Annotated in this window: 19 protein-coding genes and 1 pseudogene; 12 read left to right on the forward strand and 8 right to left on the reverse strand. The window is 71.1% G+C overall.

The features are described from left to right. Positions 1–49: 49 nt before the first annotated feature. The gene (locus tag BM424_RS26365) at positions 50–1,069 is read right to left on the reverse strand and encodes a glycoside hydrolase family 43 protein (protein ID WP_217649847.1); all 1,020 of its coding nucleotides are present in this window, start codon (positions 1,067–1,069) and stop codon (positions 50–52) included. A 379-nt stretch (positions 1,070–1,448) separates the two neighbouring features. Here BM424_RS26365 and BM424_RS26370 point away from each other — a divergent pair. After that, positions 1,449–2,258 (forward strand): annotated as a pseudogene (locus BM424_RS26370) (glycine/sarcosine N-methyltransferase); the annotation flags it as partial. Positions 2,259–2,333: 75 nt separating this feature from the next. Here BM424_RS26370 and BM424_RS26375 read toward each other — a convergent pair. After that, positions 2,334–3,116, reverse strand: coding sequence for an IclR family transcriptional regulator domain-containing protein (locus BM424_RS26375; RefSeq protein WP_245776146.1), 783 nt, complete (start codon positions 3,114–3,116; stop codon positions 2,334–2,336). Between the two features lie 179 nt (positions 3,117–3,295). Between BM424_RS26375 and BM424_RS26380 the strand changes: the two genes are divergently transcribed. Genes BM424_RS26380 through BM424_RS26390 form a run of 3 tightly spaced genes read left to right on the forward strand, consistent with a single transcriptional unit; the run spans position 3,296 to position 6,499 of the window. Further along, complete coding sequence (locus BM424_RS26380) at positions 3,296–3,952, forward strand: PaaI family thioesterase (protein WP_093423442.1); 657 nt, start codon at positions 3,296–3,298, stop codon at positions 3,950–3,952. A gap of 41 nt (positions 3,953–3,993) precedes the next feature. Continuing rightward, positions 3,994–5,526, forward strand: a complete 1,533-nt coding sequence (locus BM424_RS26385) for an acyl-CoA synthetase (protein WP_093423444.1) — start codon at positions 3,994–3,996, stop codon at positions 5,524–5,526. Positions 5,527–5,542: 16 nt separating this feature from the next. After that, positions 5,543–6,499: an LLM class F420-dependent oxidoreductase gene (locus tag BM424_RS26390; protein WP_093423446.1), complete on the forward strand. Its 957-nt coding sequence runs from the start codon at positions 5,543–5,545 to the stop codon at positions 6,497–6,499. Between the two features lie 18 nt (positions 6,500–6,517). Here the strand turns inward: BM424_RS26390 and BM424_RS26395 are convergent, their stop codons facing one another. Beyond that, the gene (locus BM424_RS26395; RefSeq protein ID WP_093423448.1) at positions 6,518–7,210 is read right to left on the reverse strand and encodes a histidine phosphatase family protein; all 693 of its coding nucleotides are present in this window, start codon (positions 7,208–7,210) and stop codon (positions 6,518–6,520) included. Between the two features lie 86 nt (positions 7,211–7,296). Between BM424_RS26395 and BM424_RS26400 the strand changes: the two genes are divergently transcribed. Continuing rightward, positions 7,297–8,184, forward strand: a complete 888-nt coding sequence (locus tag BM424_RS26400; RefSeq protein WP_093423451.1) for a crotonase/enoyl-CoA hydratase family protein — start codon at positions 7,297–7,299, stop codon at positions 8,182–8,184. A 409-nt stretch (positions 8,185–8,593) separates the two neighbouring features. Here the strand turns inward: BM424_RS26400 and BM424_RS26405 are convergent, their stop codons facing one another. After that, complete coding sequence (locus tag BM424_RS26405) at positions 8,594–9,208, reverse strand: LysE/ArgO family amino acid transporter (protein ID WP_093423453.1); 615 nt, start codon at positions 9,206–9,208, stop codon at positions 8,594–8,596. A 66-nt stretch (positions 9,209–9,274) separates the two neighbouring features. On the opposite strand from BM424_RS26405, the gene BM424_RS26410 reads away from it, so the two are divergent. Beyond that, positions 9,275–10,159, forward strand: coding sequence for a LysR family transcriptional regulator ArgP (locus BM424_RS26410; protein ID WP_093423456.1), 885 nt, complete (start codon positions 9,275–9,277; stop codon positions 10,157–10,159). Positions 10,160–10,178: 19 nt separating this feature from the next. Here BM424_RS26410 and BM424_RS26415 read toward each other — a convergent pair whose 3' ends face one another. Continuing rightward, positions 10,179–10,979: a crotonase/enoyl-CoA hydratase family protein gene (locus BM424_RS26415; RefSeq protein WP_245776147.1), complete on the reverse strand. Its 801-nt coding sequence runs from the start codon at positions 10,977–10,979 to the stop codon at positions 10,179–10,181. 190 nt (positions 10,980–11,169) lie between these two features. Between BM424_RS26415 and BM424_RS26420 the strand changes: the two genes are divergently transcribed. Continuing rightward, a complete protein-coding gene (locus BM424_RS26420) occupies positions 11,170–12,921 on the forward strand; it encodes an acyclic terpene utilization AtuA family protein (RefSeq protein ID WP_093423458.1) in 1,752 nt (583 codons plus the stop codon). Positions 12,922–13,175: 254 nt separating this feature from the next. Then, entirely contained in the window at positions 13,176–13,898 is a 723-nt protein-coding gene (locus tag BM424_RS26425; protein WP_093423461.1) for a TetR/AcrR family transcriptional regulator, read from the forward strand. Between the two features lie 4 nt (positions 13,899–13,902). Here the strand turns inward: BM424_RS26425 and BM424_RS26430 are convergent, their stop codons facing one another. Further along, the gene (locus tag BM424_RS26430) at positions 13,903–14,547 is read right to left on the reverse strand and encodes a GntR family transcriptional regulator (protein ID WP_093423463.1); all 645 of its coding nucleotides are present in this window, start codon (positions 14,545–14,547) and stop codon (positions 13,903–13,905) included. A 127-nt stretch (positions 14,548–14,674) separates the two neighbouring features. Between BM424_RS26430 and BM424_RS29625 the strand changes: the two genes are divergently transcribed. After that, positions 14,675–14,923, forward strand: a complete 249-nt coding sequence (locus BM424_RS29625; protein ID WP_245776148.1) for a PAS domain S-box protein — start codon at positions 14,675–14,677, stop codon at positions 14,921–14,923. A gap of 33 nt (positions 14,924–14,956) precedes the next feature. After that, positions 14,957–15,904 (forward strand): GGDEF domain-containing protein, encoded by a 948-nt coding sequence (locus tag BM424_RS26435; RefSeq protein ID WP_245776149.1) that lies wholly within the window; start codon positions 14,957–14,959, stop codon positions 15,902–15,904. Between the two features lie 57 nt (positions 15,905–15,961). On the opposite strand, the gene BM424_RS26440 is transcribed toward BM424_RS26435, so the two are convergent. Further along, positions 15,962–17,326 carry a dihydrolipoyl dehydrogenase family protein gene (locus tag BM424_RS26440; RefSeq protein WP_245776150.1) on the reverse strand — a complete coding sequence of 455 codons (1,365 nt, stop codon included), beginning with the start codon at positions 17,324–17,326 and terminating at the stop codon, positions 15,962–15,964. A gap of 64 nt (positions 17,327–17,390) precedes the next feature. Beyond that, the gene (locus tag BM424_RS26445; protein ID WP_093423468.1) at positions 17,391–18,323 is read right to left on the reverse strand and encodes an alpha/beta hydrolase; all 933 of its coding nucleotides are present in this window, start codon (positions 18,321–18,323) and stop codon (positions 17,391–17,393) included. Positions 18,324–18,678: 355 nt separating this feature from the next. On the opposite strand from BM424_RS26445, the gene BM424_RS26450 reads away from it, so the two are divergent. Continuing rightward, complete coding sequence (locus BM424_RS26450) at positions 18,679–20,559, forward strand: 2-oxoacid:acceptor oxidoreductase subunit alpha (RefSeq protein ID WP_093423471.1); 1,881 nt, start codon at positions 18,679–18,681, stop codon at positions 20,557–20,559. Further along, positions 20,556–21,617: a 2-oxoacid:ferredoxin oxidoreductase subunit beta gene (locus BM424_RS26455; protein ID WP_093423473.1), complete on the forward strand. Its 1,062-nt coding sequence runs from the start codon at positions 20,556–20,558 to the stop codon at positions 21,615–21,617. Before BM424_RS26450 ends, BM424_RS26455 begins: the two co-directional genes overlap by 4 nt. The last annotated feature ends 34 nt before the right edge of the window (positions 21,618–21,651 follow it).

Genomic DNA, 21,651 nt, shown 5'->3' on the forward strand with positions numbered 1-21,651 from the left:
CCCGGCGGTGCCCCGGTCCTCTTCGGACCGGGGCACCGCTGTTTCGCGCTCAATCCGGCACCGGGGAACCGAAATCCGGTGTGCCGTCGTGCTTCCAGCCGAAGGACTGCAACCGGGCGTGCCGGTTGGGATCGCCGACCTCGGCGTCGTACGGGCGCGCGTGGTAGACGAGCACGTCGGTGCCGTCCTCGGCGACCGTGAAGCTGTTGTGGCCCGGGCCGTACTGGCCGTGGGCGACGGAGGTGCGGAACACCGGCTCCGGTTCCTTCCGCCACGAGTCCCGGTCCAGCAGGTCCGCGTCGGCCGGGGCCGTGAGCATCCCCAGGCAGTAGTTGCTGTCGGTGGCGCTGGCGGAGAAGGTCAGCAGCACCTTGTCCTTGCGCACCAGCGCGGCCGGGCCCTCGTTGACCCGGAAACCGCGCGTCTCCCAGTCCCGGGTGGGGATCGACAGCCGCACCGGCGGCCCGCCGAGCGTCCACGGGTCCGACAGCGGCGCGAGGTAGAGGTTCGAGTTGGTCTCGATGCCCGGCTCGCGCTGCGCCCACGACAGGTAGCGGACGCCCCGGTGGGCGAACGTCGTCGCGTCCAGGGCGAAGGTGTCCCACGGCGTGCGGATCGGCCCGCGCTCCACCCACGTGCCGCTCAGCGGGTCGGCCGCGGTGTTCTCCAGCACGTGCATCCGGATGCTCTGGATGTCCTCGGAACTCCCCGCGGCGAAGTAGACGTACCAGCGCCCGTCGACGTGGTGCAGTTCCGGGGCCCAGACGTGCCTGCTCATCTCGCCGCTGTCGTGCCTGCGCCAGAGCACGTGCTCCTCGGCGGTGCGCAGGCCGCGCAACGTCGCGGAACGGCGCAGCACGACGCTGTCGTAGGTCGGCACGGTCGCGGTGAAGTAGTAGGTGCCGTCGGTGTGCCGGTGGACGTGCGGGTCGGCGCGTTGCCGGGCCAGCGGGTTGTCGAAGCGCACGGGCGATCCCCAGGCGGCGGAGGTGGCGGTCGCGGTCAGGGCGCCGGTGGCCAGCGCCCCGCGCAGCAGTGTCCTGCGAGCGATTGCTGATCGGTGTCGCACGCCGCCGACCGTGCTGCGAACACGCCGCGCACGGGCCGATTTCCGGTCGTCGGCGTGGCATTCGAGCCGATCCGGGTCCCCCGTCCCGGGGACGGGCGCGGGGTTCGCCCAGCGATCGCGGAGTTCGGCCTGCGAACCGCCGGCGGGAGCGGATCCGGGGGTACCGGGTGGTGACCGGCCCGGTGCGGTTCCACTGGTCAGAGCGCGAATTCGGATGCTTTCCCCGCGCTGTTTCGGTGCTTTCGCCGATGCGGGCGCCGAGAACGTGCCTTGCTGTTCTCCTTTCGCGGACTAGCGTCGGAGACACCGGAATTCCGCAGCAGAATTCGGCGGCCGCGCGCACCGCACCACTGGAGAACGATTCGAGGGAAACGGGAGCATGAACGACACCGTCCTGACCGGCATTCGCGAGCAGTTCTTCGGCGACAACCCGCTGGAAGTCCGCGAAACCGACCACTACACCCAGGAATACGTCGGTGGAATGGTCGACAAGTGGGACGACCTGATCGACTGGGACCGGCGCGCCGAAGGGGAGGGCCGCTTCTTCGTCGATCAGCTCAAAGCTCGGGGAGTTCGCAGCGTGCTCGACGTGGCGACCGGCACCGGATTCCACTCGGTCCGGCTCATCGAGGCCGGATTCGACACCGTCAGCGCCGACGGCAGCCCGCAGATGCTGGCCAAGGCCTTCCGCAACGGCCTGGACAACGGCGGCCACCTGCTGCGCGTGGTCCACGCCGACTGGCGCTGGCTCAACCGCGACGTGCACGGCGAGTTCGACGCCGTCATCTGCCTGGGCAACTCCTTCACGCACCTGTTCAGCGAGCACGACCGCCGCAAGGCGCTCGCCGAGTTCTACGCCATGCTCAAGCACGACGGCGTGCTCATCATCGACCAGCGCAACTACGACGCCCTGCTGGACGGCAAGACCGGCGGCAAGAGCAGCTACTACTACTGCGGGACCGAGGTCGAGGCGGTTCCCGACCACGTCGACGACGGACTGGCCCGGTACCGCTACGAGTTCCCGGACGGCAGCGAGTACCACCTGAACATGTACCCGCTGCGGCGCGACTACCTGCGCGGACTGCTGCGCGACGTCGGGTTCCAGCGCATCGACACCTTCGGCGACTTCCAGGAGCAGCCGGTCGACGAACCGGACTTCTTCATCCACGTCGCGGAGAAGACCTACGTCGAGGACCCGGACGCCTGACCTCGGCGGTGACACCCGCCGCGGGGTGTGCCGGATGCGGCCCGGGGACCGGTGAGATCATCGGCCCCCGGGCCGCATCCGCATGTCGTCCTCGATGCGGGCGGCCGTGCGGGCCAGCAGCGGCACGATCTCGCGCCGGACGCCCTCCTCGGTGGAGCTGTGCTTGTCCAGCGAGACGTTGATCGCGGCGAACACGCGGCCGTCGGTGTCGCGGACCGGGACCGCCACGCCCCGCAGTCCCTCCTCCAGCCCGTCGTCGGCGATCGCGAACCCCTGCTTGCGCACGGCGGCCAGGTCGGCCAGCAGCTCCTCGCGGGTGGTGACGGTGTGCGGGGTGATCGGCGTCAGCTCGATCGACCGCAGGCTCGCTTCGAGCTGCTCGGGCGGGACAGCGGCCAGCAGGACCTTGCCCATCGAGGTGGCGTGGGCCGGGAAGCGGGACCCGACCGGGATCGTCACCGACAGCAGCTTCGGGCCGGGCACCTGGGCGATGTAGCGGGTCTCGGTGCCCTCCAGCACGGCCATCGCGGTCATCTCCCGCACCTGCCGGGTCAGCTCCCGCAGGTGCGGTTCGGCGATCTGCGGCAGGGATCTGCTGGTCAGGTAGGCGTGGCCGAACTCGAGCACCAGCGGGGTGAGCGCGTAGCGCTTGTCGGTCTGCTGCACGTAGCCGAGCTCGACCAGCGTGAGCAGGATGCGCCGGGCTCCGGCCCGGTCCAGGTCGGCGGCCTGGGCGACCTCGGTGAGCGACAGCTCGGCCCGGTCCGGAGTGAAGGCCCACAGCACCGACATGGTCCGCTCCGCGGCGCGGACGAAGTGCTCTCCACGCTGTTGCGGCACGACACCTCCCGAATTGACCTCGCCTCAGCCTATCGGCGGCCGCTCGCGGGTCCCGGGGACGAGGTACCTGCCGCCTCGAAGTTTCATACCGACCGGCCGGTCTGTCTGGACTGGAGGGCGGGCGACAGGTTTAACTGAAGGCCGGAAACCGATCGTGCACCCCGGAGGGAACAGCGAACGTGGCCGCCGACAGCGAAGACGAACTGCGGGAACGCCGGCAGGCGGTGCGCGACCTCGGGTCCGCGCTGCGCGACCTCACCGACGCCGCTGTGTCCACGGAGGCGGACACCGAGACCCTGCGGGAGATCACCGAACAGGTGCGGGCCCTGGTGCCCCCGCTGGACGCGGTGCGCCGCGAGCGCGGGCAGATGGCCGCCGTCGACGACGGCCGCCGCCCGCGCCGCCTGTACAGCCCGGCCGTCGGGCCCGGCAACCCGATCGCACCGCCGATGCACGTCGAGATCGTCGACGGGGCCGCGGTGGGCACCTGCACGCTGGGGCTCGCCTACGAGGGTCCGCCGAGCTACGTCCACGGCGGGATGAGCGCGATGCTGCTCGACCAGATCCTCGGGCACGCCCACGCCGCGGGTGGAGCCCCGCCCGGGATGACCGTGCAGCTGTCGCTGCGCTACTCGCGCCCCGTGCCGCTGGCCACGCCGCTGCGCATCGTCGGGCGGGTCGAGCAGGTCAACGGCCGCTGGACCGAGTCCAAGGCCACGATCTGCACCGCCGACGCGCCCGACGCGGTCCTGGTGGAGGCGGACGGCAGGTTCGTGGTGCCCAACGCCGAGCAGTCCAGCCGGCTCTTCGGGAAGGTCGAAGGACTGGTCAAGTGAGGTAAATCGAAGGCGGTACGCGAGGTTCAAGGAGGAGCCGCATGTACCCAGGTGTCCACGCCGCCACCACGCCCGACAAGCCGGCCCTGATCATGGCCGGCACGGGCGAGGTGCTGACCTATCGGGAACTCGACGACCGCTCGCTGCGCTTGGCCAACTCGCTGCGGGAGGCCGGGCTGACCAAGGGCGACGTGGTCGCCGTGCTCTCCGACAACAACCTGCACGCCTACGAGGTGTACTGGGCCGCCGTGCGCTCGGGCATGTACGTCTGCGCGGTCAACAACCACCTGCAGCCCGACGAGGTCGCCTACATCGTCAACGACTCCGGCGCGAGCGCGATGGTCGTCTCGGCCGGACTGGGCGAGCTGCCCGAGCAGGTCGCCGAGCTCACGCCCGGGGTGCGGCTGCGGCTGGCCTACGGCGGTGCGGTCCCCGGCTACGACGACTACGAGGAGGCGCTGTCGGCGGCCTCCACCGAGGTTCCGCCGGTGCAGCCGTGCGGAGCCGACCTGCTGTACTCCTCGGGCACCACCGGGCGCCCCAAGGGGATCCGGCCGGAACTGCCCGACCGCCAGGTCCACGAGCCGGGCAACATCCTGGTCGACCTGCTGCGCGGCTTCTACGGCTTCGACGAGGACACCGTCTACCTCTCGCCCGCGCCGGTCTACCACGCGGCGCCGCTGCGGTACTGCGCGACGGTGCACGCCATCGGCGGGACCGTGGTGATGATGGAGCGCTTCGACCCCGAGCAGGCGCTGCGCGCGATCGAGCGCTACCGGGTCACCCACAGCCAGTGGGTGCCGACGATGTTCGTGCGGATGCTCAAGCTCGACGAGGCCACCCGCGGTCGCTACGACCTGTCCAGCCACCGCATGGCGGTGCACGCCGCCGCACCCTGCCCGGTCGAGGTCAAGAAGGCGATGATCGAGTGGTGGGGCCCGATCCTGCAGGAGTACTACTCCTCGACCGAGGGCATCGGCATGACGATGATCGACTCCGCGCAGTGGCTCGACAAGCCCGGTTCGGTGGGGCGGCCGGTGCTGGGCGTGATCCGGGTCTGCGACGAGGAGGGCACCGAGCTGCCCGCCGGCGAGGTCGGCACCGTGTACTTCGAACGCGAGGACATCGAGTTCGAGTACCTCGGAGACCCGGGCAAGACCCGTTCGGTCAAGCACCCCGAGCACCTCAACTGGGCCACCATGGGCGATCTCGGCTACATCGACGAGGACGGGTTCCTGTTCCTCACCGACCGCAAGGCGTTCATGATCATCTCCGGCGGGGTGAACATCTACCCGCAGGAGGTCGAGGACGTGCTGGCGCTGCACCCGGAGATCCTCGACGTGGCCGTCTTCGGCGTGCCCGACCCCGAGATGGGCGAGGCCGTCAAAGCCGTCGTGCAGCCCGCACCGGACGCGGAACCCGGGCCCGACCTGGAGCGGCGGATCATCGAGCACGCCCGCGAGCGGGTGGCGCACTACAAGGTCCCGCGCAGCGTCGACTTCGTCGACGACATGCCGCGCACACCGACCGGAAAACTCGTCAAGGGCAAGCTCAAAGCCCGCTACACCCGATGAATCGAGAGGATGACCCGTGGATCGACGTTGGGGCATCAGCGTTCCGCTGCCCGAGCTCTCGCTGCCCGAGCAGCGCGAGCTCATCGCCGAACTGCCCGACCTCGGCTACACCGACGTGTGGTCGTCGGAGGCCAACGGAGCCGATGCGTTCACCCCGCTGGCGCTGGCCTCGACCTGGGCGCCGCAGCTGCGGCTGGGCACGGCGATCGTGCCGGTTTACACCCGGGGTCCGGCGACCCTGGCGATGAGCGCGGCCACCCTCGCCGCCGCGGCCCCCGGCCGCTTCGCCCTGGGCGTGGGGACCTCGTCGAACGTCATCGTGGAGCGCTGGAACGGGATCGCCTTCGACGAGCCGTACAAGCGGGTGCGCGACACCGTGCGGTTCCTGCGGCAGGCGCTGCGCGGCGAGAAGGTCACCGAGTCCTACGACACCTTCGAGGTCAAGGGCTTCACCGCCGGGCTGGTGGCCGACCCCGTGCCGCCGGTGCTGGTGGCGGCGCTGCGCCCGGGGATGCTCAAGCTGGCCGGCCGCGAGGCCGACGGGGCGATCATCAACTGGCTCTCGCCCGACGACGTGCGCACCGTCGTGCCCTACGTCCGGCAGGGCGGGGCCGACAAGGAGGTCGTGGCGCGCATCTTCGTGATGCCCGACATCGACCCCGACACCGCGCGGGGCCTGGCGCGCAGGCACATCGCCGCCTACATGAACGTCCCGGTGTACCGGGCCTTCCACGAGTGGCTGGGCCGCGACGAGTTCACGCCGATGTGGCAGGCCTGGGACGCCGGTGACCGCAAGGGCGCGCTCGCGGCGATCCCGGACAGCGTCGTCGACGACCTGGTGGTGCACGGCCCGGCCGAGTACTGCCGGGAACGCGTCCAGCAGTACGTCGACAACGGTGTGACCACACCGGCGATCGCGCTGGTGGCTCCCGGCGACCCGACCGAGGCCGTCCGGGCGCTGGGGCTGAAGTAGGTCGCGGTGGCCGCTGAATCAGCTCAGGGCGGCGGGCTGCTGGTCCGGCCCGCCGCTCAGGTGCGCGGTGTCGTTGAAGCGCCGCACGATCCAGCGGCCACCGCTGACCACGATCTGGGAGATCGAGCCGTTGCTCGCCCCCAGGAACGCCAACGGCAGGCTGCCGCTGGCGATGGACATGACCTCACCGATCACCCCGCCGTGGGTGAACACCGCGATGCGCTGATCGGGGTGGGCGGCGGCCAGCCGCTCGACCGCCCCGGTGACCCGCTCGCGCAGCGCCTCGGGGCTCTCCGCGCCGGGGATGACGTCCCACCGGCCCTCGGCGTGCATCCGCTGGATGACCGGGTCGTTCTGGGCGACCTTCTGCCGGAACAGCCCGCCCTCGAACTCACCGAGGTGCACCTCGCGCAGGTCCTTCTCCACCCGGGGGACGAGACCGAGGCGCTCGGCCAGGGGAGCGGCGGTCTCGGCCGTGCGCCGCAGGGTGGTCACGTAGAGGGCGTCGAGGGGTTCGGCGGCGAGCCGCCGCCCGACGAGCTCGGCGTGCTCCCGGCCCGCCGGTGCCAGCTCCGGATCGCCCTGGCCGTCGACGAGGTCGAAGGGCTTGCCGGGCACGGCCGGGGCGGATTCGCCGTGCCGGACCAGCAGGATGTCGGTGGCCGTGGCGGGCGGTGTGAACGCGGACTGCCGGTACTCGACCTCGGCCATGCTGCCCCGCTTTCTGCGATTCCTGGTGCGCACCGGACCTTTCCACTGCGCAAGCCCGTTTTCAAACCCGCTACTTGGATGGTGCGATGAGTTACACCGAGATCGGCTACGAGGTCTCCGAGCGGATCGCCACGATCACCTTGAACCGGCCGCAGAAGCTCAACGCGTTCACGCACGTGATGCGCGGCGAGATCATCGCGGCCCTGGACGAGGCCGAGGCCGACGACGACGTGCGGGCGGTCATCGTCACCGGTGCCGGTCGTGCGTTCTGCGCGGGGGCGGACCTGAGCGCGGGCGAGGACACCTTCAACAGCGAGTCCAACGGCGTGCGCGCCGCGGCGGGCCGCGAACTCGGGGAGATCGACGGCGTGCCGCGCGATGGCGGTGGCACGGTGGCGCTGCGGCTGGCGGCGATGCGCAAGCCGGTGGTCGGCGCGATCAACGGAGCGGCCGTCGGCGTCGGGGTCACCATGACCTTGCCGATGGACATCCGCATCGCCGCCGAGAGCGCCCGGTTCGGGTTCGTCTTCACCCGTCGCGGGCTGCTGCCCGAGGCGGCCTCGTCGTGGTTCCTGCCGCGCGTGGTGGGCATCTCGCAGGCGATGGAGTGGGCCGCGACCGGCCGCATCTTCGACTCCGCGGAGGCCCTGTCGGGCCGGTTGGTCTCCCGCGTGGTCGCCGACGACGAGCTGCTCGAGACCGCCCGGTCGATCTGCCGGGAGATCGCCGACAACACCTCGGGCGTGTCGGTGGCCGTGACCCGGCAGCTCCTGTGGGGCATGCTCTCGGCCGACTCGCCGTGGGAGGCGCACCGCCTGGACTCCCAGGGGATCACCGTGCTCGGCGCCGGGGCCGACGCGGCCGAGGGCGTCGGTTCGTTCCTGGCCAAGCGTCCACCGGAGTTCCCCCTCCGGGTGAGCGAGGACTACCCTGGCTTCATGCCGGACTGGCCCGCTCGCCCGGAGGGGGTCTGACGCGCCCCTGGGCCCGAATCTGGAGTTGTCAAACAGCATGTCGCCGGGATCACCGGCCGCGCGAGGATCGGTGCGCCGGAGCGCTTTCGGGCGTCATCGGGTGCGGGGCGGTGGCTCACGGGCCGCCGCCCCGAGCCGGTGGTCGCGGCTCTCGACGCTTCCGTTTCGCGGATCCGGCTCCACAGCAGTGCCTTTCGCGGTGGAGGGGAGTCCGGTGTTCGAAATCAGTTGGTGTGCGGTGAAGTCGAGGGGGAAGGGCCGGTGGTGTGTCTGTGTCGAACGCATGTGTCAATGGTGCACGCCAGGGTTCGAAAAGGCGAGCGAAAAGCGGCTACACGATCAGGTGATCGACGGCGAAACCGGCTGCAGGACAACACCATCAAGTGACCACTGTGGATGAATCCACAGGTCACAGGCCCGCGAGCAGGCTCGTTCCCAGCGACACCATCATCACCGCGATCGCCCCGTCCAACACGCGCCAGGACGACGGGCGCGCGAAGAACCCCGTCAGCAGGCGTGCGCCGAAGCCGAGCGCGACGAACCACACGCAGCTGGCGGCCAGCGCGCCCGCGCCGAACTCCCAGCGCATGGCGCCGTAGCCGGCCGCGACCGACCCGATGAGCAGGATCGTCTCCAGGTAGGTCTGCGGGTTCAGCCACGTCATCGCCAGGCAGGTCAGCACCGCGCTCCGCCGCGAACCGGCCGCGCCGGTGCCGGCGTCGAGCGCCGCCGACGGGCGCAGCGCCCGCCGCGCGGCCAGGAACCCGTAACCGAGCAGGAAGCAGCCGCCGAGCACCGTGCAGGCGGTCAGCAGCAGCGGTGACCGGACCACCAGAGCGCCGAACCCGCCCACTCCCAGCGCGATCAGGACGACGTCCGAGGCGATGCAGATCGCCACCACCAGCAGCACCGCGTGCCTGCGCAGGCCCTGGCGCAGCACGAACGCGTTCTGGGCGCCGATCGAGACGATCAGGGACATGCAGGTCGCGAAACCCGCGGACATCGGGAGCAGAGCGTCGGCCATGCCCCCGACGCTAGGGAACGGCCGAGGAACAGTACAGCTAATGATTCTTAACTACCATGAGCAATCGTGAACCTCGATCTTCCGCTCGAGCACGTGCGGACGCTGCTGGCCGTGGTCGACGGCGGCACCCTGGACGCCGCGGCGGCCGCCCTGCACGTGACCCCCTCCGCCGTCAGCCAGCGCGTCAAGGCGCTGGAGCAGCGCACCGGCCGAGTGCTGCTGATCCGCAGCAAACCGGTCCAGCTCACCGAGTCCGGGCGGGTGGTGGTCCGGTTCGCCCGGCAGCTGGCGCGGATGGAGCAGGACGTCACCGCCGAGCTCGGCATGTCCGGCAGCGGCGCCCCGAACACCCTGCCCATCGCGGTGAACGCGGACTCGCTGAGCACCTGGTTCGTCCCCGCCCTGGCCGGTGTTCCCGACGAGCTGGGGGTGTGCTTCGAGCTGCACCGGGCCGACGAGGGCCACACCACGACCCTGCTCCGGGAGGGGCGCGTGATGGCGGCGGTGACCTCGACGCCTGATCCCGTGCAGGGCTGCTCCGCGCGCAGGCTCGGGCACATGCGCTACCTCGCCTGCGCGGCACCGCGCCACCGGGACGGGCGCGCGCTGGAGGAGATCCTCGACGAGGTCCCGGTGCTGATCTTCGACCAGCACGACGACCTGCAGGACGCCTTCGCCCGTGAGGTCACCCGGGGCAGGGCAGCCGGTGGCGCCCGGCACTTCGTGCCCTCCTCGGAGGGCTTCGTCGAGGCGATCGCGGTCGGCCTCGGCTGGGGGATGGTGCCGCGCGTGCAGGCCGAACCGCTGCTGCGGTCCGGTGCGCTGGTCGACATCGCACCGGACCGGGGCGTGGACGTCCCGCTGCACTGGCAGCAGTGGAAGCTCGACTCGCCCGCCCTGGCCGCGGTCGCCCGCGCCGTCGAGGACGCCGCGGCGACCGAGCTGGACTAGACGCCGTCGAAGCGGATCGTCAGGCCGGGTCGGCGAACTCCGGGGAGCGCTTCTCCAGGTTGGCCGAGATCGCCTCGAGCTGGTTCGGGGTGCCGATGAGGGAGTGGATCGCGACCTGCTCGGCTTCGAAGCCCTCCTCGAGGGAGACGCGTCCGGCCAGGTCCAGCAGGCGCTTCGACTCGCGGATCGCCTCCGGGCTCTTGCCGGCGATCTCGCGCGCGAGCGCGAGCGCGGCCGCGTGCGGGTCGGTCTCCACGCGGGTGGCCAGGCGCAGCGCCACGGCCTCCTCGCCCTCGACGACGCGCCCGGTGAAGGTCAGCTCCTTGGCCACGTCGCGGCCCACCAGCTCCGGCAGCACCTGCGTGCCGGTCATGTCGGGGTTGATGCCCCACTTGATCTCCAGCACCGACAGCCGCGCGTCGGGGGCGACCAGCCGGATGTCGGCGCCGAGCGCGATCTGCAGGCCGCCGCCGAACGCGACGCCGTGCACCGCGGCGATGACCGGCTGCGGCATCAGCGTCCAGATGTGCACCGCCTGCTGCGCGAGGGCCTTGGCGGGCCCGTCGGTCTCCAGGCGCGGCGGACGGGTGCCGCCCGCCATCTCGCCGAAGACGCTGAAGTCCAGGCCGGCGCAGAACCCGCGCCCCTCACCGGAGAGCACCACCGCGCGCACTCCGGAGTCCCCGCGCAACCGCTCGCCGGTGGCGACCAGTTCCTCGAACATCGCCAGGTCCAGGGCGTTGAGCTTGTCGGGGCGGTTCAGCCGCACGTCGGCCACGCCGTCGGTGACGGTGCAGCTGATCCGCTCTGCTGTCGACACGGGGATTCCTCCAGGAAGTTCGTGAAAATCGCGCGCAGCAGCGGGAAACCGTGCGCAGCGGCGCCTTAGCGAACGTTAAGGGCCGCGCTGCGCGCAGTCAAGATCGGTGACCGGTCGCGCGCTTGTGCTCGTCGCCTCACTGTGCCTAGCGTCACCGGGGAGTTCGCCGACCCCGGATGAGGTGGGATCTATGGCCAGGCCGATTCGGATCGCGGGTTTCTCGGGCTATCTGGGGGACCGGCGCAGTGCGCTCGACGAGGCGATGGCCGGGGATCCGGTCGACGTGCTCATCGGTGACTACCTCGCCGAGTTCACCTTGGCGATGCTCTCCGCCCGGCACCGCAGCGACCCGTCGCGGGGCTACGTCGAGTACTTCCTGACCCAGCTCGCCCCGCACCTGGCCGCGATCGCCGAGCGCCGGATGCGGGTGGTGGTCAACGCGGGCGGTTTCAACCCGGCCGGACTGGCCGAGGCGGTCCGCGGGCTCATCGCCGAGGCCGGGGTCGACCTGCGGGTGGCCCACGTCGAGGGCGACAACGTGTTGCCGAAGCTGGAGCGGCTGCAGGCCGACGGCCACGACCTGGCCAGCATGGACACCGGCGAGCCGCTCGCGGCGTGGCGGGGGAGACCGGTCGCGGCCAACGCCTACCTGGGCGGCTGGGGCATCACCGCCGCGCTGCGGTCCGGGGCCGAGATCGTGGTGTGCGGGCGGGTCACCGACGCGTCGCTGACCGTCGGGCCCGCCGCGTGGTGGCACGAGTGGTCGCGCACCGACTTCGACCGGCTGGCGGCGTCGGTGGTCGCCGGGCACGTCATCGAGTGCGGTCCGCACGCCACGGGCGGCAACTTCTCCGGGTTCACCGCGATCCCCGGCATGGTGGCGCCGGGATTCCCGATCGCCGAGATCGCCGACGACGGGACCGCGATCATCACCAAGCACGCCGCCGACGGCGGTGCGGTCACCACCGACACCGTGACCGCCCAGCTGGTCTACGAGATCCAGGGCCCGCGCTACCTGAACCCGGACGTGACCGCGCACCTCGACGACCTGCGGTTGCGGCAGGTCGGGCCGGACCGGGTGGAGGTCTCGGGCGTGACCGGATCGCCGCCCCCGCGCACCACGAAGGTCGCCCTGTTCGCGCCGATCGGGCACCAGATCGTCACCACGCTCTACGTCACCGGCCTCGAGGTGGACGCCAAGGTCGCGCTGATCCGCCAGCAGGCGGAGGCGCTGCTGGCCGGTGCCGACGCCGAACTGGACGTGTTCGCGCTCGGCACGGTCGCCGAGGACCCGCAGCGGCAGTGGGACGCCACCGCGCAGGTGCGGATCATGGCGACCGCGGCCGATCCGGAACCGTTGCGGCGCTTGGTGTCCGGCATCGGTGAGCTGTACCTGTCGAGCGTGCCGGGGTTCTTCACCGACACCGCCGCCCGGCAGGCGGCGACGCCCGGTACCCGGATCGACTACTGGCCCGCGCTGCTGGACATGGCCGCCGTCGAGCACGTCGTGGTTCTCGACGACGGGACCCGGATCGAGGTCGAAGCGCCTGCGGAGACCGAAAAACCGTTCCAACCCGTGCATCCCGAGCCGACCGAACGCGAAACCGGGGAAACGCGGCGGGTTCCGCTGGGGCTGCTCGCGCACGCCCGCTCCGGGGACAAGGGCGGCAACAGCAACGTCGGGCTGTGGGTGTCGGATCCGGCGGCCTGGCCGTGGTTGCGCGGCCTGCTGACCACCGAGGAGCTGCGCAGGCTCATGCCCGAGGCCGAGGACCTGGAGATCGTCCGCCACGAGTTCCCGAACCTGCGCGCCGTGCACTTCGTGCTGCGGGGGCTGCTCGGCACCGGCGGTTCCAGCAACCTGCGGGTGGACCCGATCGGCAAGGCGGTCGGGGAGTTCCTGCGGGCGCGGCACGTCGACGTCCCGGTCGAGCTGCTGTGAGCCGCGCGGAAATGCGATGGCACCCGGCGGAGACCGTGCGCTAATATGCGTATACCGCACGCAATGGGGGATTGCGCTGCGACGGGGTCGGGGCGGTTCGGCGGCATCGGCTGGGGGTGATGCCGCCGAACCGGAATTCACGGAATTTCACGGAATTGCGGGCGTGGCGCAGCGGAACGTCGGGTCCGCAACCCGTTCGGCGTAGTCTTCACGCGCGACGAAGACGCCGGCGTCGAGCACGAGGGTGGACCGCGATGAGCGATCGGGACGTCCAGTCCAGCGGGGTGCAGCTGCTGTGGGGCGGCACGAGCCGGCCCCCGCGCGGACCGAAACCCACGCTCAGCCTGCGGCGCATCGTCGACGAGGCGGTGCGGCTCGCCGACGCCGAAGGGCTCGACGCGCTGTCGATGCAACGGCTGGCCGCCGAGCTCGGCGCGGGAACCATGTCGCTCTACCGCTACGTGCCGAGCAAGGACGACCTGATCAGCCTCATGCTCGACACCGCGATCGGCGCCCCGCCCGAGATCGGCAAGCGCACCGGGTGGCGCAGCGCGATGGAGACCTGGGCGCGCGCCAACGTGAACGTCTTCGAACGGCATCCCTGGGCGCTGGCGCTGGTGACGAGACCGCGGGTGATGGGCCCCAACGAGGTCGCCTACCTGGAGGCCGGGCTGCTGGCGCTGCGCGGAACCGGGCTGGAACCCGCCGAGATGCTCAACATCGTGCTGCTGGTCAACGGATTCGTGCGCGGCAGCGCGCCGTTCGTGCCGGAGCGCTCCTCAGGCGAGGTGGAGATGGTCAGCGCCGAGATGCTGGCCGCCCTGGGGCAGCAGGAGCGGTTCCCGACCGTCGTCGAGGTGCTGGGCGCGCTGGCGGACCGGCGCCCCCGCAAGTCCGACATCTCGTTCGAGTACGGGTTGCGCCGAGTGCTCGACGGCATCGCCGCGCGCATCGACGCGATCGGGAAGGGCTCGTAGCGCTTCAGCCCGGGGCGGGCAGGACGGCGCCGGGGGAGTGCGGCGCCGGGTGGTCGCGGTGAGCGTCGAGGATGGAGATGGCCGTGGCGGTCTCGCCCTTGTGCAGGGCGTCGATGAGCCTCCGGTGCTCGCTGACCAGTCGTCGCCGCGCCGCCTGGTCGTAGAGGTGGACCGAGCGGTAGGGCTCGGTCATCTTCCATATTCGCTCGATCTCGTCGACGATCAGGTCCAGCCCCGAGCTGCGGAAGATCACGAAGTGGAAGTCGTGGTTGAGCTCGGTCATCCGCAGCACGTCGGCGGCCTCCGCCGCGGCCTCGATGCCCCGGTTGAGCTCGTCGAGCTCAACCAGCCGCGCGTCGCTGAGCCGCGTGATCCGCCGCAGCACCGTGGATTCCAGCGCGGCGCGCATCAGGGAGGACTGCTGCAGCTCGTCGGCCGACAGCCGGGTCACCGTGTAGCCGACGTTCGGGCGGTGGCGCACGACGCCCTCGGCCTCCAGCGACTTGAGCGCCTCCCGGATCGGCACCCGGCTCACGCCCAGCCGCTCGGCCAGCGCCTCCTGCCGCAGGGGTTGTCCCGGAAGCAGTTCCTGACTGCGCATCATCCGCCGGATCTGGTCGACGGCCCGCCCCACCGAAGTTCCCGCCATTGCACACGCTCCGCGCTCGACTGGATCGGTGGCCGGATCGTAACGCACCGTGTTCACCGGCCTACGCGGCGCTGCCGTTTTCGTCGTTCCTGCGTGGGTCATGCGCGGCGGCTATCGTGCGTTTCGTATGTCGACCCCGCCGGAGCCGGGCGGCGACGCCGCCGCGCCCTGGCAGCCGCTGTTCGAACAAGCGGCGGCGGCCATGGCGATCCTCGACTTGCAGGGCAGGTACCTGCACGTCAACGATTCCCTCTGCCGAATGCTGGGCTACCGGCGCGAGGAGCTGATCGGGCAGGACTACCGCAGCGTCACGCACCCCGACGACATCGATCCCGAGGGGCCCAAGGAATCCGACGAGCCGCTGGAGAAGCGCTAGATCCGCTCCGACGGCACCGTGATGTGGGCGCTGGTGTCGCGCACCTTCATCCGCGACGAGCGCGGCGAACCGGTCAGCTTCCTGTCCCAGAGCCTGGACATCACGCGCCGCCGCGAAGCCGAACTGCTGTGGCAGCGCAGCTTCGCCAACGCCCCGATCGGCATGGCGCTGCTGAGCCTCAAGGGACGCTGGACCGAGGTCAACGACACGCTCTGCGACATGCTCGGCTACTCCCGCGAAGAGCTGATCGGCATGCACTTCAGCGACATCACCTACGAGGAGGAGGACGACCGGGGGCCGGCGCTGCTGGAGGACCTGGTGCACGGCGTCGTGGAGAGCGTCAGCATCGAGAAGCGCTACCGGCACAAGGACGGTCACACGCTCTGGATGCTGATCCGCGCCACCGCCGTGCCCGACGCCAGCGGTGATCCGGCGTTCGTGGTCAGCCAGTACGACGACGTGGGCGAACGCCGACGCGCCGACGCCCACCTGGCGCAGCTGGCGCTGCACGACCCGCTCACCGGACTGGCCAACCGCACGCTGCTGGCGGACCTGATGGATCTGAGCCTCAAGCGGCTCTCCCGGGGCGACGGGATGGTGGTCGTCGTGGTCGCCGACCTCGACGAGCTCAAACCGTTCAACGACCGCTACGGGCACCTGGTGGGGGACAAGATGATCGTGGCCGCGGCGGAGGCGTTGCAGAGCGCGGTGCGCAGCGGTGACGCGGTGGCCCGCGTCGGTGGCGACGAGTTCGTCGTGGTGACCCTCGTCGAGGACGCCGCCGAGGCCGCCGCGCTGCGCGACCGCATCGAGCAGCGCCTCAACACCCGGGTGACGATCGGCGGGAGGACCCTGCCGCTGCGCACCAGCGTCGGCCACGCCATCACCACCGACCCGCAGGTCAGCCGCGACGAGCTCCTGCACGCCGCCGATCAGGACATGTACGAGCGCAAGCGCGAGCGCGGCGCCGCCCGCGACTGAGGGCGTCGGCGGAGCCGCAACGACTTTCGCATTGCGCGACGGCTCCGCACCGGCCGATCAGGGCTCCATGAGCTTGGTCAGAGCGGGTTCGATGGCCCGGTGGAAGGTCGGGTACGCGAAGATCATTTCGGCGAGCAGCGCGACCGGGACCTCCGCGTGCACCGCGACGGCCAGCGCCCCGAGGATCTCGCCGCCGGAGGGCCCCACGACCGTCGCGCCCACCAGCACACCGAGTTGGCTGTCGGCGACCAGCTTGATCAGCCCCTCGTTGCCGGCCTTGTGGATGAAGCCCCGGGTGGAGACCGGCAGCCGGGAGATCGCGGTGCGGACGCGGTCGCGCTCGGCCAGGGCTCGGGTCTCGGTGAGCCCGACCGCGGCGACCTCCGGGTCGGTGAAGGTCACCGACGGCATCGCGCGGTAGTCCGCCGGGGCGCCCGGCTCGCCGAGGATGTCGGCCGCCGCGATCCGCGACTGGTAGACCGAGGTGTGGGTGAACGCGCCGCGGCCGGTCACGTCGCCGATCGCCCAGACGCCCTCGGCCGCCCGCATCCGCGTGTCGACCTCGAGGGTGCGCGCGGTGTCGTCCAGGCCGACCGCGGCCACGCCCAGCGCGCGCAGATCGGTGCGCCTGCCGGTGGCCACGAGCAGGCGCTCGGCGGTGAACTCCTCGCCGTCGGTGGTGATGCGGAAGCCCATGCTCGCGTCGTGGCCGACCCGCTGGACGGTGCTGCCGACGCGGACCCGCACGCCCTCGGCCAGCAGCCGGTCGGTGATGACCTCGGCGGCCTCGGGCTCGGCGAGCGGCAGCAGCTGCGGACGAGCCTCCAGCACCGTCACCTCGCAGCCGAAGCGGGCGAAGACCTGCGCGAACTCCAGTCCCACCGGCCCGCCGCCCAGCACCACGAGCGATTCCGGGACCTGCTCGATCGACACGATCTCGCGGTTGGTCCAGTACGGCGTGCCCGCCAGGCCCTCGATCGGCGGGATCGCGGGTTCGGTGCCGGGGTTGAGCACGATGCCGCGCCGGGCGCGCAGCACCTGATCGCCGACGGTGACCTCGCCGGGCGCGGTGATCCGCCCGGTGCCGCGCACCAGGCGTCCGCCGGTGGCCTCGAAGCGGCGGACGGCGATCTCGTCGTTCCACCCGGTCGTGGCCTCATCGCGAATCCGGGCGGCCACCGGTGACCAGTCCGGCCGGACCTCGGCCGATCCCGCCAGCTCCGGCACCCTGCGCGCCTCGCCGAGGGCGTCGGCGGCCCGGACCATGATCTTGGTCGGGATGCACGCGTAGTACGGGCACTCGCCGCCGACCAGCCGCGATTCGACGCCGACCACCGACAACCCGGCGTTCGCGAGCCGGGCGGCCACGTCCTCGCCGCCCGGACCCATGCCGACCACCACGACATCGACCTCATCGGCCACCTGGCCCACCCCCGTCCGCGGTGTCTGTCCTCGTCCCCACCGCACCATCCGGGGCGCGGTGGCGCTAGCCGAGCGCGGACCGCAGCACCGCGAAGGCCTCCCGCATCGCCTCGGCCGCCACCGGGATCTGCTCGGCGTCCGGGGCGAACCCGTGGAACAGGCCCGGGCAGTGCTGGGTGGAGGTCGGCACGCCGGCCTCCTTGAGGCGCTCGGCGTAGCGGCGGCCCTCGGAGCACAGCGGGTCCATGCCCGCGGTGAGCACGTGCGCGGGCGGCAGGCCGGTGAGGTCGTCGGCCCGCAGCGGGGAGGCGTGCGGGTGGTCGCGGACCTCCAGGTCCGGGGCGTACTCGTCCCAGAACCACATCATGTGCTGCTTGGTGAGCATGCAGTCCGGTCCGCTGTCCACGTAGGACTCGGTGGTGAAGTCGTGGTCGGTGACCGGGTAGATCAGCAGCTGGAAGGCCGGCTCCGGGGTCCCGCGCTCCTGGCACTGCAACGCGGTGACCGCGGCGAGGTTGCCGCCCGCGCTGTCCCCGGCCACGGCGATCCTGGAGGCGTCGCCGCCGAGTTCGGCCGCGTGCTCGGCCGCCCACACCGTCGCCGAGTAGGCGTCCTCGACGGCGGCGGGGTAGCGGTGCTCGGGCGCGAGCCGGTAGTCCACCGAGATCACGATCGCCTCGGCGGCGTTGGCCATCGCGCGGGCCAGGCCGTCGTGCGAGTCGAGGTCGCCGAGCACCCAGCCGCCGCCGTGGAAGTAGACGACGATCGGCAGGCCGGTGGCGGTGCTGGGCCAGTGGATCCGCACCGGGACCTGCACGCCGTAGGAGCCCGGGATCAGCCGGTCCTCGCTGCGCTCGACGTCCGGCAGCGGCCGCCCGCCGCTGCGCGCGGCGGAGAGCCTGCGGGCGGTCGCGGCATCGGTGACCTCACCGCCGAGATCGGGGAAGAGGTCCCGGGCTCGGGCGACGAACGGTTTGGCTTCCGGATGCAGCGGCATGGTGTTCCTCCACGGGCGGGCTCGACCGGACGGGTGGTCCGGCCTGAGATGTAATCCGACCCGGACCCCGCTGGGCATCGGCCAGTTGAGCGATCGTTTTCCCGCATCATGAGAGCGGGTGATGGTGTGGCAGATCACAGATTTGCCGGTCAACTGTCCGTAGCGTCCGTTCATCCGCCGGTTGCACCATCGATACAGGTGCTCCTGCCTGCGCGGGAATCCGGAACTGGATCGTTCCGTGCGGGGGCTCGCGCACGGTGATCGACAAGATCGACTCCGTGATCGCGACCACTCCACTACCTGTATCGTTCGCCACAGGACGAACGTTGCCTGCAATTGAAGGGGAACGGATCAATTGGGCGCGACGAACGGACACCGGACGAACGGGACCCGCAAGCTCAACCGGGTCGTGATTCGCTTCGCCGGTGACTCCGGTGACGGAATGCAGCTGACCGGCGATCGGTTCACCTCGGAGGCCGCTGCCTTCGGGAACGACCTGGCCACGCTGCCGAACTTCCCGGCCGAGATCCGGGCCCCCGCCGGCACGTTGCCGGGGGTGTCGAGCTTCCAGCTGCACTTCGCCGACTACGACATCCTCACGCCCGGCGACCGGCCGGACGTGCTGGTGGCGATGAACCCGGCGGCGCTGAAGGCCAACCTCGGCGACCTCCCGCATGGTGGGATCCTCATCGTCAACACCGACGAGTTCACCAAGCGCAACCTGACCAAGGTCGGCTACGACGCCGACCCCCTGGAAGGCGAGGTGCTCGACGACCTCTACGCCGTGCACCGGGTGCAGATGGGCACCCTGACCCAGGGCGCGCTGGCCGAGACCGGGCTGGGCAAGAAGGACGCCGAGCGCTGCAAGAACATGTTCGCGCTCGGGCTGCTGTCGTGGATGTACCACCGGCCGACCGAGGGCACCGAGACCTTCCTGCGGGAGAAGTTCGCCAAGAAGCCCGACATCGCCGAGGCCAACGTGCTGGCCTTCCGCGCGGGCTGGAACTACGGCGAAACCACCGAGTCGTTCGCGGTGACCTACGAGGTTGCTCCGGCCAAGCTGCCCGAGGGCACCTACCGGCAGATCACCGGCAACACCGCGCTGGCCTACGGGATCGTGGCGGCGGGGCAGCGCAGCGGACTGCCGGTGTTCCTCGGGACCTACCCGATCACCCCGGCCTCGGACGTGCTGCACGAGCTCGCCAAGCACAAGAACTTCGGGGTCACCACGTTCCAGGCCGAGGACGAGATCGCCGGTGTCGGCGCGGCGCTGGGCGCCTCGTTCGGCGGATCGCTGGGCGTGACGACCACGTCCGGTCCCGGCCTGGCGCTGAAGTCGGAGACGATCGGTCTGGCGGTGGCCCTGGAGCTGCCGCTGCTGGTGTGCGACATCCAGCGCGGCGGCCCGTCGACGGGTCTGCCGACGAAGACCGAGCAGGCCGATCTGCTGCAGGCGCTCTACGGCCGCAACGGCGAGTCGCCGGTGCCGGTGCTCGCGCCCTGCTCCCCGGCGGACTGCTTCGAGATCGCCCTCGACGCGGCGCGGATCGCGCTGGAGTACCGGACCCCGGTGCTGCTGCTGTCCGACGGCGCGATCGCCAACGGTTCCGAGCCGTGGCTCATCCCGGACGTGACGAGCCTGCCGGATCTGAGCGTGCGGTTCGCGACCGAACCCAACGCCACCGACGGCTCCGGCGAGTTCTGGCCCTACGTCCGCGACGAGGAGACCCTCGCCCGCGAGTGGGCCGTGCCGGGCACGCCGGGCCTGGAGCACCGGGTCGGCGGTCTGGAGAAGGCCGACGGCAAGGGCAACATCTCCTACGACCCCGACAACCACGACCACATGACGCGGCTGCGGCAGCGCAAGGTCGACGGGGTGAGCGTCCCGGACATCACCGTCGACGACCCCTCCGGCGAGGCGAAGGTGCTCGTGCTGGGCTGGGGCTCGTCGTTCGGCCCGATCGGCGCCGCCTGCCGCCGGGTGCGCGCGCAGGGCCTGCAGGTCGCCAGCGCGCACCTGCGCTACCTCAACCCGATGCCCGCCAACCTCGGTGAGGTGCTGCGCGGCTACGACAAGGTGATCGTGCCCGAGATGAACCTCGGGCAGCTGGCGATGCTGCTGCGCTCCCGCTACCTCGTCGACGTGCAGTCCTACACCAAGGTCGCCGGCCTGCCCTTCCAGGCCGAAGAACTCCAGAACGTGCTCAACGACGTCGTGCAGGGGGTGTCCGCGTGACCGCCACCGAGCTGGGAATGCCGTCGCTCGGCGGGCTGGCCGGGGTGCCGGCCGCTGATGCGCCGCAGAAGGCCAAGGACTTCAAGTCCGATCAGGAGGTGCGCTGGTGCCCGGGGTGCGGCGACTACGTCGTGCTCAACGCGGTCCAGTCGTTCCTGCCGTCGCTGGGGCTCAAGCGCGAGAACATCGTGTTCGTCTCGGGCATCGGCTGCTCCAGCCGCTTCCCGTACTACATGAACACCTACGGGATGCACTCCATCCACGGTCGCGCCCCGGCGATCGCGACCGGCCTGGCGACCTCGCGGCCGGACCTGTCGGTGTGGGTGGTCACCGGTGACGGCGACGCCCTGTCCATCGGCGGCAACCACCTCATCCACGCGCTGCGCCGCAACGTCAACCTCAAGATCCTGCTGTTCAACAACCGGATCTACGGGCTGACCAAGGGCCAGTACTCGCCGACCAGCGAGGTCGGCAAGGTCACCAAGTCCACCCCGGCCGGCTCGCTGGACCACCCGTTCAACCCGGTCTCGCTGGCGTTGGGCGCCGAGGCGTCGTTCGTGGCGCGGGTGATCGACTCCGATCGCGCCAACGTCACCGCCACGCTCAAGGCCGCAGCCGAGCACCGGGGCAGCGCGCTGGTGGAGATCTACCAGAACTGCCCGATCTTCAACGACGGCGCCTTCGACGTCCTCAAGGACAACGACGAGAAGCAGCGCCGCATCGTCACCCTGCAGCACGGCGAGCCGATCGTGTTCGGGCCCGAGGACGAGCAGTACGGCGTCGTGCAGGGCCCCGAGGGGTTGCGCGTCGCGAAGCTGTCCGAAGTGGACTCCGGTCAGGTCGTGGTGCACGACGCCGAGCGGGAGGACCCGTCGCTGGCCTTCGCGCTGTCGCGGCTCGGTGGCCAGGACCTCAACCCGGCCATCACCGGGATCTTCCGCAACACCACCCGGCCGACCTACGACGACCTCGCCCGCGAGCAGGTCGCGCAGGCCCAGCAGGCCAAACCCGCCGACCTGCAGAAGCTGCTCACCGGCAACGACACCTGGACCATCTGAGCAGCACCGGCGACGACGGGCCCCACCGCGCGGT

This window comes from Saccharopolyspora flava (assembly GCF_900116135.1).
In the GTDB taxonomy this organism is placed as follows: domain Bacteria; phylum Actinomycetota; class Actinomycetes; order Mycobacteriales; family Pseudonocardiaceae; genus Saccharopolyspora; species Saccharopolyspora flava.

Coding starts and splice junctions, on each gene's coding strand:
- BM424_RS26430 (WP_093423463.1), bottom strand. CDS start 14,547: ATGGCGGGAACTTCGGTGGGGCGGGCCGTCGACCAGATCCGGCGGATG.
- BM424_RS26405 (WP_093423453.1), bottom strand. CDS start 9,208: ATGGCCGACGCTCTGCTCCCGATGTCCGCGGGTTTCGCGACCTGCATG.
- BM424_RS26420 (WP_093423458.1), top strand. CDS start 11,170: ATGGCCAGGCCGATTCGGATCGCGGGTTTCTCGGGCTATCTGGGGGAC.
- BM424_RS26385 (WP_093423444.1), top strand. CDS start 3,994: ATGTACCCAGGTGTCCACGCCGCCACCACGCCCGACAAGCCGGCCCTG.
- BM424_RS26395 (WP_093423448.1), bottom strand. CDS start 7,210: ATGGCCGAGGTCGAGTACCGGCAGTCCGCGTTCACACCGCCCGCCACG.
- BM424_RS26400 (WP_093423451.1), top strand. CDS start 7,297: ATGAGTTACACCGAGATCGGCTACGAGGTCTCCGAGCGGATCGCCACG.
- BM424_RS26445 (WP_093423468.1), bottom strand. CDS start 18,323: ATGCCGCTGCATCCGGAAGCCAAACCGTTCGTCGCCCGAGCCCGGGAC.
- BM424_RS29625 (WP_245776148.1), top strand. CDS start 14,675: ATGTCGACCCCGCCGGAGCCGGGCGGCGACGCCGCCGCGCCCTGGCAG.
- BM424_RS26425 (WP_093423461.1), top strand. CDS start 13,176: ATGAGCGATCGGGACGTCCAGTCCAGCGGGGTGCAGCTGCTGTGGGGC.